Genomic DNA, 12,580 nt, shown 5'->3' on the forward strand with positions numbered 1-12,580 from the left:
GTGAGGCCGCGGTGCTTGGGCAGGTCGGGGTCGGTGCGACAGATCACCTCGCCGACGTCGCAGTAGTGGGCGCCCGAGGTCCACACCTTCTGACCGTTCAGAATCCACTCGTCGCCGTCGCGTTCGGCGCGCATCTGCAGACCGGCCAGGTCGGAGCCTGCGCCCGGCTCGCTGAACAGCTGGCAACCGACCAGGTCGCCCCGGTACATCCCCGGCAGCACCCGGGCCTTCACCGGCTCGCTGGCGTGGGCGAGGATCGTCGGCGCCACCATGCCGAAGCCGATGCCGAAGAACGACATGTTGGGCGTCCGGTAGCCGGCCTCGAGGGTGCGGTAGGCGACGTCGTAGGCCCGTGGCAGGCCGCGACCGCCCAGCTCGGTCGGTCCGGTGATCCACGACAGCCCTGCGGCGTTGCGGGTGCCCAGCCAAGCTTTGCCCTCGGCGAGCTGTCGGGCCTCCGTCTCCGGGTCGAGCTCTTCGAACAAGGCGACGTCGTCGTCGCCCTCGCCCCACACGAACCCGGTGGCGGTCGGCAACTTCTCGCAGTTGGCATCGAGGAACGCGACCGCCTCGTCGCGGAACTCCTCCAGAGTGGGCTGGATTGTGCTCACGGACATGTCTCCCCCAGGTGTGATGTCGGCGCTGCCCACTGATTACTTGACCGGCTGGTCAAGCGGCAAGCCTGGGCGGAATCCGACCGGCTGGGCGTCCGCTGTACTCTTCGGGTCGTGGCGACGTCCGAGCACAACCCAGACGCCGTGCCCCCTGGGGTCAACCGAGTGGACGCCGTGGTGGTCGGCGCCGGGCCGGCTGGATCGGCGGCAGCGTTGGAGCTGGCCCGTGCGGGCCGTTCGGTCGTGCTGTTAGAACGGGGGCCGTTTCCCGGGTCGAAGAACATGTACGGCGGGGTGATCTACGGCCGCATCCTCGACGACCTGGTGCCCAACTGGACCGACGAGATGCCGATCCAGCGGTGGGTGACGCGCCGCCAGACGATGGTGCTGACCGAGACCCAGGCGATGACCGTCGACTTCCGGTCCGAGGCCTGGGGCAAGCCGCCCTACAACGGTGCGACCGCCTTCAGGCCCGATTTCGACTCCTGGCTGGCGAGCAAGGCCACCGACGCAGGCGCACAGCTGGCCTGCTCGACCACCGCCACCGGCCTGATCTTCGAGGGCGACGACCCGAACGGTCCGGCCGATGAGCCCGGTGGGTCGGACGGGCCGCGCGGTGCCGGGCCGCCCGGCGCCGGCAGCCGGCGCGGAGCGGGTCCGGGTGGCCCGGCGAGCCGGGGCAAGGTGATCGGCGTGCGCACCGACCGCCCCGACGGCGACCTGTACGCCGACGTCGTGATCGCCGCCGACGGGGTCAACTCCTTCCTGGCCAAGGAAGCGGGCATGTACCCGCACGGCGAGGCGGCCAACTTCACGGTGGGTGTTAAGGAGGTGGTGAGCCTTCCCCGCACGGTGATCGAGGATCGCTTCGGGGTGCGGGGTCGCCACGGAACCGACATCGAGATCATCGGCGCCACCGGTGACGTGCCGGGCGGCGGGTTTGTCTACACCAACCTCGATTCGGTGGCGGTGGGGCTGGTGCTGTCGCTGCCCGCCCTCGCCGCCGGCGGTCGCCGCCCGGAGGAACTGCTCGCCGAGCTGAAGGCCCACCCGGCGATAGCGCCGCTGATCGACGGCGGTGAGGTCAGCGAGTTCTCCGCCCACGTCATCCCCGAAGCGGGCTACGACATGATGCCCGAGCTGGTCACCGACGGCATGGTGGTCTGTGGCGACGCCGCCGCCATGTGTCTGGCGTCGGGCATCTGGCTGGAGGGGGTCAACTTTGCCATCGGCGCCGGGGCGGCCGCCGGCAGGGCCGCCGCGGTGGCGTTGGATTCGAGTGACACCTCGGCCGAGGGCCTGGCCAGCTACGTCGATCGCCTGGAGCGCAGCTTCGTCCTGTCGGACCACCGACGGCTGCGCCAGGCGCCGCACCTGGTGATGAGCGAGCGGATGCAGCAGCACTACCCGCAGCTGATCTGTAACACGGTCGAGCGGGTGTTTCGGGTGGACAACCCCAGGCCCAAGCCGCAGATGCACGAGATCATCTTCGACGAGGTGCGGCGCAGCGGCCTGAAGGTGGCCGACCTGGCCCGCGACGGCCTCGCCGCCCTGAGGACGTTTGGATGACCGACTTTCGGACGACCGACCGCCGGAGGACACGCTCATGATCGTGAGGTATCGATGACCGCGCCCACCATCGTCAGTCGCGAGCTCAACTTCGAGTCGCTGATGGCCAACACCGAGTTTCGCATCGACCAAGAGCGCGCCCACATCACGGTCGACTCCGAAATCTGTCGTGACTGCTCGGTGCGGGGGTGCCTGATCGCCTGTCCCGCTCAGCTGTTCGTGCCCACCTCCGACGGCGGCATCCTGTTCAACTACGAGCAGTGCTTCGAGTGCGGCACCTGCTACATGGTGTGCAACGAGGAGGGCGCAATCACGTGGACCTACCCCGAGGGTGGCCACGGGGTGGTGTTCCACCGAGCATGAGCGACGCCTCGATGCCGACGATCCACGCAACGCCCGTCCCCGGGGTGATCGTCGTTGCGCTGAAGTGGGCCGACCTGTTCTTTGACGTCGACCCCTTCACCGGCGACGCCATCGCCGACCGCAAGGCGCGAGGCTTCTCCGCAGCCGACGAGGCGGCGCTCGAGCTGGCGCTCAGCCTGGGCGAGGCCCTCGATCGCAGCGTCGTGGCACTGAGCGCCGGACGGGACGATGCGGTGGCCGGCCTGGAACGCTCGCTGGCGGTCGGGGCGGACCGGGCTGTGCTCGTGTTGCTCGATGGCCTCGACCCGGACTCGCTGAGCGTGGCGGGGGCCCTGGCCTGGGGGATGGAGTCGGCGGGGCTGGCCGATCCGCTCGTCGTGTGCGGCGACTACTCGGCGGACCGGGGCAGCGGCACGGTGCCGGCCGCACTGGCGGCGCTGACCGGCCTGCCCCAGGCGCTGGGGCTGGTGTCGGCCGTGTTGGCTGAGCCTGCTGCGGATGGCGTCGATGGTTCGTCGTCGCCCGCCCGCATTCGGGTGCAACGTCGCCTCGATGGCGCACGCCGCGAGGAGTTGCTGGTGTCCCCGCCGGCGGTGGTGTCGGTCGAAGGCTCGGTGGCCCGGCTGCGGCGGGCGCCCCTCGGCAGCACGCTGGGCGCCGATCGGGTGCGGGTCGAGCGCCTGGCCGCCCCGCCCGACCTGGTGGTCAGGCCCTCGGCGGGCGTCGGCGAGGTGGGCCCGCCCACGCCGCGTACCAAGGTGATGGCGCCTCCCGCCGGCTGCGACGCGCTCGCCCGGGTCGAGCAGCTCACCGGCATGGCGTCGACGTCGACCTCGCCATCCCAGGCTCTTGTCGTCTCCCCCGAGGAGGCGGCACGACACCTGCTCGTCGCCTGGGTGGCCAGCGGAGGAACGGTTCCGGAGGGCATCGACCTCGACGGTGCGATCGCCGAACCCGAGACCAGCGGCGTCGACGCCGCCGAACGGCCGGTGATCGACGACCCGAACTCTTCCCACTCCCCGGCCGACTCCCCGGCGTCGCGTCGCGATGGCTGAGGCTGCCGGCGCCGTCGACAGACGCGACGTCGCACTCGGCCGCTTGACCAGCGGCGAGGTGGCGGCGCAACCGATTTTGTTGGTGCCGCTGGGCTCGACGGAACAGCACGGCCCCCACCTTCCTTTGGACACCGATACCCGGATCGCGGCAGCGGTCGCCCATGCGGTGGCGGCCGACCCGGCGCCCCCGCTGGTGCGGGGCCAGGTGCTGGTGGCACCGGCGCTGCCCTTCGGCTCGTCGGGCGAGCACGGCGGGTTTGCCGGCACGCTGTCGATCGGTGCGGAGACCACCGAGGCGATGCTGGTCGAGCTCGTGCGTTCGGCGACCCAGCCCGGTGGTGGACCGTTCGTGGCCGTGCTCATCCTCAACGGCCACGGTGGAAACGCGGCAGCGGTGGTCGCTGCGGTGAGCCGCCTCGTCGCCGAGGGTCGCCGGGTTGCGGCCTGGGCGCCATCGTTGCCGAGGGCCGATGCACACGCCGGGTTCACCGAAACGTCGCTGGCCCTGCACCTGTTCGGCGACCTGGTGCGCGCCGAACGCATGGAGGCGGGCGCCACCTCCCCGGTCACCGAGCTGATGCCCCAGCTGCGCGCCGGCGGCGTGGCGGCCGTGTCACCCAACGGCGTGCTGGGTGATCCCTCCGGTGCCAACGCCAGCGAGGGTGCGGCGCTCTTTGCCCACATGGTGCTCGACGCCCACGGTGCGCTCGCCGAACTGCTCGACACGCTCGGAAGCTGAAAGGGCGCTCGGCGTGGGTGGCCCGTCCGAGCCGGTTGCTGCCAACCTGAGCGGAATGCACCCCGCTTCGACACCCGACGGTCCCGACGACCCCCCCCGTGTTGCCCTGATCCCCGGCGCGGCCCGGGGGATCGGAGCGGGGGTCGCCCGCCGCTTGGCAACCGACGGATGGTCGCTGGTGCTGAGCGATTCGGTCGGCCACGAGAAGCTGCTCACCTATGCGTTGGGCACCCGGGAGGAACTCGACGCTGTGGCCGCCGACTGCGGGCCGAACACCGTCGTGTTCGAGGCCGACGTGCGCAACCAGGGGCAGCTCGATGGAGCGACGTCGCTGGCGGTGGCCCGCTTTGGTGGCTTGGATGCGGCCATCGGCGCAGCGGGGGTGATCTGGGGGGGCGAGCCGCAGTGGCGCACCCCGGAGGCCGCATGGGACCTGATGGTCGACGTCAACCTGGGCGGCATCTGGAAGCTGGCCCATGCGGCCGTCCCGGCGCTGTTGCAACGGCCGCAGCCTCGCAGCGGCAGGTTCGTGGCGCTCGCATCGGCGGCCAGCGTCCGGGGCATGCCCCAGCTGGCTGCGTACAGCGCATCCAAGGCGGGCGTGGCCGGGCTGGTGCGGTCGCTGGCCGCCGAGCTCGGCCCGGACAACGTGACGGCCAACGCCGTCGGGCCGGGTTCGACCGATACGGCGATGCTTGAGGCCTCGGCCGGGGTGTACGGGCTATCCCGGGCGGAGGACTTTGGCCGTCAACAGCCGATCGATCGCCTGCTTCGACCGGAGGAGGTGGCCGATGCGGTCGCCTGGCTGTGTTCGGCCGGCGCATCGGGCATCACCGGCGCCCTCGTTCCGGTCGACGGCGGCATGACCGCGACGTGAGCGTCGTCGGCGTCGCCGGTCCCACCGGTTCCGTTGTGGTGACCACAGATGGCTGATCTGAGGGCCCCCCAGTGGGCGCTCGCCCCCGGGGTGCGCCGGGTGGAATGCGGGCGGGTCGTCATCGGCGGTTCGCCGATGACGATCATGCGCCTCGCCGAGGCCGGCGCAGCGGTCCTCGATCGGGCTCTGGGCCGAGCGGCCTCGCCAGGCGGTGCTCCGGTGGCGAGCGTCGCAGAGCGTGCGTTGCTGGTCCGGCTGGAACGACGGGGAATGCTGGTGGCGACACCGGTTGCGCTGTCGCCCGACGAGCTTGGGGGCCTGCTCGGCGAGCTCACCGTCGTCGTGCCGGTGCGCGACGATGCCGACGGCGTCGCAGCCCTGCTCGCTTCCCTCGCCGCCTGTACCCCGATGCTCGACCGTCGTCGGCCCCCCGGCGTCGCTGTGGGCGACGCAGTCGATCCGGCCGCAGAGCACGACGGCATTTCCCTGCCGATGCGGACGTTGGTCGTCGACGACGCTTCGACCGACCCCCAACGCCTGGCACGGGTCGCCGAGCGGTTCGGTGCCGAGGTGATCCGGTGCGATCGCAGCGGCGGGCCCGGGGCGGCCCGCACGATCGGCCTGGCTGCGGTGACAACCCCCTGGGTGGCGTTCCTCGACGCGGACACCACGGTGGCCACCGGTTGGCTGGCGACAGCGGGTGCCCACCTTCGCGACGATCGTGTATCGACCGGGTCCACCGGGCCGAGGATCGCGCTCGTCGCCCCGCGGGTGATGCCCGGGGTGAGCCATGGCGTCGATCGGCTGATTCGTGATCGCATGGTCGAAGGCCGTCGAACAGCTCGGAGCCCGATGGCAAAGCTGGCGGCCTACGAGCGGGCTCACTCGCCGCTCGATCTCGGGGCCGACGGTGGGACGATCACGCCGGGCACCCGGTTGAGCTATGCGCCCTCAGCAGCGTGGCTGGTCCGTGTCGATGCGCTCCGTCTGGTGGGTGGGTTCGATGCCGGTCTGCGCTACGGGGAGGACGTTGATCTGATCTGGCGGCTGGTCGATGCCGGGTGGGTCGCCCGTTACGACCCCCGCAGCCGGGTGAAGCACCGGGTGCGTCCCACCCTGGCCGGCTGGGCCGAGCAGCGGTTCCGCTACGGCACTTCGGCGGCTCCGCTGGCGGTACGCCACCCTGGCGCATTGTCGCCCGTCGTGGTGTCCCCTTGGTCGGCGGCCGCCTGGGGGCTGGTCGTCGTCGGCCATCCCCTCGCCGGCCTGGCGGTGGCGGCGGGCTCGACCGGGGTGTTGGCCCGCCGGCTCGACGTCGCCGACCCGGCAGCGGAGGCGCTGAGGCTGGCCGGGCGGGGCACCCTGCTCGCCGGATTCCAGCTGGCCCGAGCGCTGATCCGTCCCTGGTGGCCGGTCACCGTGGTCGCCGCCTGGCGGTGGCGCCGGGGCCGGGTGCTGGCGGCCGCTGCGTTGGCAGCGTCGGCCATCCACGGACGGTCGGCCGTGTCGATCGCCGACGACGTCGCCTACAGCACAGGGGTGTGGTGGGGGGTGGCCGTCGAGGTACGACGCCGCCCGGGCGCAGTCGTTGCCGCCCTGGGAGCGGTGGTGCCGGGCTTCGGGGGCGGCCCGGCCCGGAGCGGTGACGCGCTCGTCAAACGACTACGGTCGGCGCTCGGACGAGGGGAGCGAGCCGTGGGTGACCGAGGCAGCGACAACAACGACGACGATACGACCGGCGGGTCGTCGGCGGACGAACCGACCGGCGACGGAGCCCAACGCCTCGGGTTGAAGAAGCAGCGCCGGTCGGAGCGGCCAACAGCGTCCAAGCCGACCGAGAAGAAGAACGACGGCGGAGGTTCCTGGTGAGCGGCGACGAGCTCGATCCGGCAGCCGTTGCCGAGATGGTCGAGGCCCTGCGGGCCGTCGTGCCGGACGACCGGGTGACCAGCTCCGTCGACATCGGCGAGGACTACCTGCACGATGAGGCGATCGGCATCTTCGGAGTGCGGCCGGCGGCGATGGTGTCGCCCCGCAGCACCGCCGAGGTGGCGGCGGTGCTGGCCTGGGCCGATCAGAGCGGCACCACGGTGACCGCCCGCGGTGCCGGCACCGGCCTGTCGGGCGGCGCAGTGCCCGACGCCGCCGGCATCCTGTTGAGCACCGAAGCGATGGCCGACATCATCGAGATCGACACCGACAATTCGATGGCGGTGGTCGGCCCCGGCGTGCGCCTCGACCAGCTCGACGAGGCGATCGCGCCGCACGGCCTGGTGTACCCGGTGTTTCCCGGCGAGTATTCCTCCAGCTTGGGCGGCAACGTCGCCACCAACGCGGGCGGCATGCGGGCGGTGAAGTACGGGGTGACCCGTCACCACGTGTTGGGTGTTGAGGCGGTGCTGGCCTCGGGCGAGATCATCCGCACCGGCGGCAAGTTCGTCAAGGCGACTACCGGCTACGACCTCACCCAGCTGATCCTCGGGTCTGAGGGCACGCTGGCGGTCGTCACCGAAGCGACCCTGAAGCTCAGCCCCCGGCTGCCACACGCCGCCACGGTGCTGGCGCCGTTTGCCTCGATGGACGAGGTGACCGAGGCGGTCCCCAAGGTGGTGGCGTCGGGGGTCGATCCGATGATCCTCGAGTACATCGACATGCTCACCCTGTCGGCGATGGGCACCACCCTGGGCCTCGATCTGGGCATCCCGACCGAGATCAAGGACACGGCGCTGGCGTACCTGGTCGTCGTCCTCGAGTCGGCCTACGACGATCGCCTGGAGGTCGACATTCAGAACGTGGCCGAGCAGCTCGCCGAGCTGGGTGCCATGGACATCTACGTCCTCCCACCCAAGGCGGCGACCGAGCTGATCGACGCTCGCGAGAAGGCGTTCTGGGTGGCCAAGGCCAACAACGCAAACGAAATCATCGACGTGGTCGTCCCCCGCTCGTCGATGCCCGAGTTCATGAGACGGGTGGGCGACCTGGCAACCGAGACCGCCTCGTGGATCGCCGGCTGCGGTCACGCCGGCGACGGCAACGTGCACATGTCGGTCTTTCAGGGCGACCCGGACGTGCTCGCCGACGTCATGTTGCGCCTCTATGCGATCGGCATGGAACTCGGGGGATCGATCTCGGGCGAGCACGGGCTGGGCACCGCCAAGCGCGGCTATTTCCTCGAGCTGGAGGATCCGGCCAAGATCGAGCTGATGCGCCGCATCAAGGTGGCGTTCGACCCCAACGGCATCCTCAACCCCGGCAAGGTCTTCTAAGGCGCCTGCCCCGTTCGCCACATTTTCCAGACACACACGTTCTCGCAGGCTTCGGTCTACGAAAGCACAGAAAGGTCCTGTCGATGAGCAACCCCACCCCCAACGGCGCCCAGTCGTTGATCCGCACGCTGGTCGATTCCGGCGTCGAGGTGTGCTTCGCCAACCCGGGCACCTCCGAGATGCACTTCGTGGCCGCGCTGGATGACGTGCCCGGCATGAGGGCGGTGCTCGGGCTCTTCGAGGGCGTCGCCACCGGGGCGGCCGACGGCTACGCCCGCATCGCCGGCAAGCCGGCCTGCACTCTGTTGCACCTCGGCCCCGGCCTCGGCAACGGCCTCGCCAACCTGCACAATGCCCGTCGTGCCCACACCCCGATGGTCAACATCGTCGGCGACCACGCCACCTACCACAAGCGCTACGACGCCCCGCTCGAGAGCGATATCGACGCGGTCGCCGGCACGGTCTCCTCCTGGGTCCATCGCTCGATGACCCCCGACGCGGTTCCCACCGACGGGGCCCGCGCGGTGGCCGAGGCCATGCGTGCTCCCGGCGGCGTGGCCACGCTGATCCTTCCCGCCGACGTGTGCTGGCTGGACTCGACCCCGCCGGCGGAGCCGATCACGCCCCAGCCGGCTGCGATCGTTCCCGACGAGGTCATTGTGGCGGCGGCCCGGGCGTTGCAAAGCGACGGCGACTCGGTGCTGTTCCTCGGCGGTCGCACCCTCGACGAGCGGGGCCAGCGGGCGGCGGTCCGCATCGCGGCGGCCACCGGGGCCAAGGTGTTCGGCGAGGTCTTCCCCCGCATCCAGCGCCGCGGCGCCGGTTTGCCGGTCGTCGAGCGGCTGACGTATCTGGCCGAGTTCGCCCAGATGCAGATCGGCGACGCCACCTCGATGGTGCTCGTCGACGCCCCTGCGCCCGCCTCGTTCTTCGCCTACCCGGGCAAGCCCAGCTCGCTGGTGCCCGAGGGATGCGCAGTGTCCACGCTGGCCACCGGCACCGACGACCCGGTCGCCGCGCTCGAGGCCCTGGCCGATGCGCTCGGCGCACCCGAGGATGTGGCGCTCGCCGAGGCGAGCCGAACTGAGCCTCCCACCGGCGAGCTCACCGTCGAGACGGTGGCGGCGTCCCTCGGTGCGTTGATGCCCGAGAACGCCATCATCGTCGACGAGGCGCAAACGTCCGGCATCTTCAACCAGGGCGCCACCGGCGGTGCTCCGGCGCACGATTGGCTGACCCTCACCGGCGGCGCGATCGGCATCGGGGTGCCCCTGTCGTTGGGTGCGGCGATCGCCGCCCCCGACCGGCCGGTGATCAACCTTCAGGCCGACGGCTCGGCGATGTATACCCTGCAGGGCTGGTGGAGCCAGGCCCGCGAGGGTGCCAACGTCACCACGGTGATCTACAACAACTCGTCCTATGCCATCCTGCGGATGGAGCTGGCCCGCGTTGGCGCCGAGGAAGCGGGACCCAAGGCGTTGAGCATGCTCGACCTGCACGGCCCGGACCTCGACTTCGTGGACCTGGCCCAGGGGATGGGTGTGACAGCGGAGCGGGCCGAGACCGCCGAGCAGTTCACCGAGGCGCTCGAGCGGGCGCTGGCCCACGATGGCCCAAACGTGATCGAGGCGATCGTTCCGCCGCTCGGCATGTAGCAACGCACCATGACGGAGCGGCTTGTCCGGTGCGTGTTTGGACTGTTTCTGTTCGCCGCGGGGATCACGTTGTTGATCCGGGCCGAGCTGGGCGCCGCCCCGTGGGATGTTTTCCACACCGGCGTCAGCGAGCTCACCGGCATCGGCGTCGGAACCATCATCGTGGCGGTCGGTGTGGCGCTGCTGCTCCTGTGGATCCCGCTTCGGGTCAGGCCGGGCCTCGGCACCGTCCTGAACGCGGTGCTGATCGGCGTCTTTGTTGATCTGTTGATGCCGATCGTGCCCGAGTTCGAGCCCCTGTTGCCCCGGGTCGTGATGATGCTCGGCGGCGTTGTCGTCATTGCGATCGGGTCCGGGTTCTACATCGGTGCCGGGCTGGGGCCGGGGCCACGCGACGGCTTGATGACCGGCCTGGCGGAGCTCACGCTTGCGGGTCGGCCGATCTCGGTTCGGGTGGCCCGCACGGTTGTCGAGCTCTCTGCGCTGGCGGTCGGCGTTGCGCTCGGAGGTGCAATCGGCGTAGGCACGGCGGTGTTCGCCGTGGGTGTCGGCCCGTTAGTGCAGTTGTTCCTCCCACCCCTCACCATGCCCAAGCCCAGCGCCGACCCGACCCCGCCACCCGCACCAGCGGTTCCGGAGGGGCCGTGACGTGCCGCTCGTCAGACCGCGTGCAACTCGACGAGGCCATCGAGTGCGGCGAAACCGGCGGGGTTGCGGGTGTAGATAGGCCCCGGATGGGCGACCGCCGTTGCCGCCAGCAGCAGGTCGACCGCCCTGGCGCCTCGCGGCTTGCGACCAGCAGAGCTGACCGCAGCAAACACGCGGCCGTAGGCGCGGGCTGACTCCGCACAGAAGGGGAGAGGATCGAACGCCGCTTCGGTTCGTTGCAGGCGATCCTGTCGACGAGCCCGTTCCTCGGCATCGCCGGCTGCATGTGGGCCGGCGGCCAACTCGGCGAGCGTGATCGCGCTGATCGCCACCTGTGCGGGGAGCTGGTGCGCCGAGATTTGCTCAAGGTCGATGACGACGGACGTGTCGAGGAGGCCCCGTGCCGGGCGTGACTGCTCGTCCACTGCCCCGTCATCCACGCGGGGCGATGTCCTGATCGGCGAGGGCGTCCAGATCGGCCCGCAGGTGGTCGTAGTCGATGGCCGGCGCGCTGGCGAAGAACTCGATCGCCGCCTCGGCCGCAACGTAGCGGTGGCGGCGAAGTGGCGTCAGCTCGCCCACCGGCGTGCCGTTGCGGGTCACGGTGAAGGTCTCGCCCGCGTCCAGCCCACGCATGATCTTGCCGCTGTTGTTGCGCAATTCCCGCTGGCTGATCTCCTGGGCCATGACCCAACTGTAGCACCACGTGCTACAGTTGGTCGTTGGCCGAAGCGCTGCGAGGGACATGCTTCCTGGCTGCTGGAAGGAACGGTCAGGCGGGGAGTTCCTGGAGGATGAGGCCGAAGGTCTCCTTGAACCCCACCTGGCCGGCGGGTGTTTTGGCGCTGACGTCGGCGTTGAGGCTTCGCCGCACGACGACGCCGTCCTCGGTTACCCAGAAGTCGTTGTCGTAGGTGCCGTAGGTCTCGCTGCCCTTGGATCCGATCACGGTGGAGATCTGGAGGTGCTGAGCGTCGACCGGGTCACCGTCGACGATGACCTCCTCCTGCCCAAACACGCGGCTGGTCAGCATGGCCGGGATGGTTCCCACCGAGTCGCCGGTGGCGATGCACTCCGCCCTCGCCTTGAGCCCGGCTTCCAAATCGAACAACCCGGCTGGCCACAGGGAGTTCTCCGGACACGTCGTGGTTGTCTGATCCTTGAGCCCGGCAAACTCGTGGCGGGTGACGGACGACTTCATCGACATGGCGCCGTCGTCGGTCGGGCACAGGACCATTTCGTCGTTGCGTTGTTCAAACAGCTTGAGGACGTTGGTCGAGCCGCCACAGTCGTTGCTCGTTGTCGTCGCGACCACCTCGGGCGGGAACTCGTGCATTGGCCCGCCGAGCAGGTCGACGAACTCGGTGCCTTTGGCGTTGTAGACGAAGGCGCCGGACGCAATGGTCGTCCCGCCATCCCCGTCGGCGGAGGCACCGTCCTCTTCAAACTGTTTGACCACGGCGGCGGTGTCGACCGGATCGGAACGGTCCCTCAGTTGGACGATCAACTTGGTCAGCGCCAGCAGGACCACGATCGAGCACACCGCAACGATCACCGCCTTGAGGGGGCGGGGTAGGCGGCGCCATCTGCCTTGCTTGGGGGACTCGGGTGGGTCCTCTCCCGGCTGGGAATCGTCGGGCTGATCGGTAGGCGAGGCATCCAACATCCGCCTTATCGTCGCACGGACCGACCGCCGATGAGAACTGCGGCTGTCCAAGGGGAATCGGCTCGGGGTCGCCTGTGCGATCCTGACCGTGTTTCAACCCCGGTTTTATATCGTGGTTCGAGACGGTG

13 protein-coding genes are annotated in these 12,580 nt (G+C 70.2%); 9 read left to right on the top strand and 4 right to left on the bottom strand.

Annotated features, from left to right (window positions below; genetic code table 11):
- A partial coding sequence (locus tag PKD89_RS07020; RefSeq protein ID WP_289010507.1) for an acyl-CoA dehydrogenase family protein occupies positions 1-611 on the bottom strand: 611 nt, incomplete at its 3' end.
- A gap of 117 nt (positions 612-728) precedes the next feature.
- Here PKD89_RS07020 and PKD89_RS07025 point away from each other — a divergent pair.
- The 9 genes from PKD89_RS07025 (at position 729) to PKD89_RS07065 (ending at position 10,786) form a co-directional block, all read left to right on the top strand.
- A complete protein-coding gene (locus PKD89_RS07025; RefSeq protein ID WP_289010508.1) occupies positions 729-2,183 on the top strand; it encodes an FAD-dependent oxidoreductase in 1,455 nt (484 codons plus the stop codon).
- Between the two features lie 54 nt (positions 2,184-2,237).
- A complete protein-coding gene (locus PKD89_RS07030; protein WP_287378586.1) occupies positions 2,238-2,546 on the top strand; it encodes a ferredoxin family protein in 309 nt (102 codons plus the stop codon).
- Positions 2,543-3,601 (top strand): mycofactocin-associated electron transfer flavoprotein beta subunit, encoded by a 1,059-nt coding sequence (locus PKD89_RS07035; protein WP_289010509.1) that lies wholly within the window; start codon positions 2,543-2,545, stop codon positions 3,599-3,601. Before PKD89_RS07030 ends, PKD89_RS07035 begins: the two co-directional genes overlap by 4 nt.
- A complete protein-coding gene (gene mftE, locus PKD89_RS07040; RefSeq protein WP_287378582.1) occupies positions 3,594-4,340 on the top strand; it encodes a mycofactocin biosynthesis peptidyl-dipeptidase MftE in 747 nt (248 codons plus the stop codon). Before PKD89_RS07035 ends, mftE begins: the two co-directional genes overlap by 8 nt.
- 55 nt (positions 4,341-4,395) lie before the next feature.
- Positions 4,396-5,217, top strand: coding sequence for a mycofactocin-coupled SDR family oxidoreductase (locus PKD89_RS07045; RefSeq protein ID WP_324332341.1), 822 nt, complete (start codon positions 4,396-4,398; stop codon positions 5,215-5,217).
- Between the two features lie 48 nt (positions 5,218-5,265).
- On the top strand, positions 5,266-7,086 hold the full coding sequence (locus PKD89_RS07050) for a glycosyltransferase (protein WP_324332342.1): 1,821 nt from the start codon (positions 5,266-5,268) through the stop codon (positions 7,084-7,086).
- Between the two features lie 35 nt (positions 7,087-7,121).
- A complete protein-coding gene (locus PKD89_RS07055; RefSeq protein ID WP_425591237.1) occupies positions 7,122-8,483 on the top strand; it encodes an FAD-binding oxidoreductase in 1,362 nt (453 codons plus the stop codon).
- Positions 8,484-8,566: 83 nt separating this feature from the next.
- Positions 8,567-10,138, top strand: a complete 1,572-nt coding sequence (locus PKD89_RS07060; RefSeq protein ID WP_289012672.1) for an acetolactate synthase large subunit — start codon at positions 8,567-8,569, stop codon at positions 10,136-10,138.
- Positions 10,139-10,147: 9 nt separating this feature from the next.
- Positions 10,148-10,786, top strand: a complete 639-nt coding sequence (locus tag PKD89_RS07065) for a YczE/YyaS/YitT family protein (protein ID WP_289012673.1) — start codon at positions 10,148-10,150, stop codon at positions 10,784-10,786.
- Between the two features lie 11 nt (positions 10,787-10,797).
- Here the strand turns inward: PKD89_RS07065 and PKD89_RS07070 are convergent, their stop codons facing one another.
- From PKD89_RS07070 to PKD89_RS07080, 3 genes are all read right to left on the bottom strand, one after another.
- The gene (locus PKD89_RS07070; RefSeq protein WP_324332343.1) at positions 10,798-11,211 is read right to left on the bottom strand and encodes a type II toxin-antitoxin system VapC family toxin; all 414 of its coding nucleotides are present in this window, start codon (positions 11,209-11,211) and stop codon (positions 10,798-10,800) included.
- A 7-nt stretch (positions 11,212-11,218) separates the two neighbouring features.
- On the bottom strand, positions 11,219-11,473 hold the full coding sequence (locus PKD89_RS07075) for a type II toxin-antitoxin system Phd/YefM family antitoxin (RefSeq protein WP_289010263.1): 255 nt from the start codon (positions 11,471-11,473) through the stop codon (positions 11,219-11,221).
- 85 nt (positions 11,474-11,558) lie between these two features.
- Positions 11,559-12,452 (bottom strand): hypothetical protein, encoded by an 894-nt coding sequence (locus PKD89_RS07080; RefSeq protein ID WP_289010264.1) that lies wholly within the window; start codon positions 12,450-12,452, stop codon positions 11,559-11,561.
- Positions 12,453-12,580 lie beyond the last annotated feature (128 nt).

This window comes from Candidatus Neomicrothrix sp., from assembly GCF_035329545.1.
GTDB classification, from domain to species: Bacteria; Actinomycetota; Acidimicrobiia; order Acidimicrobiales; family Microtrichaceae; genus Microthrix; species Microthrix subdominans.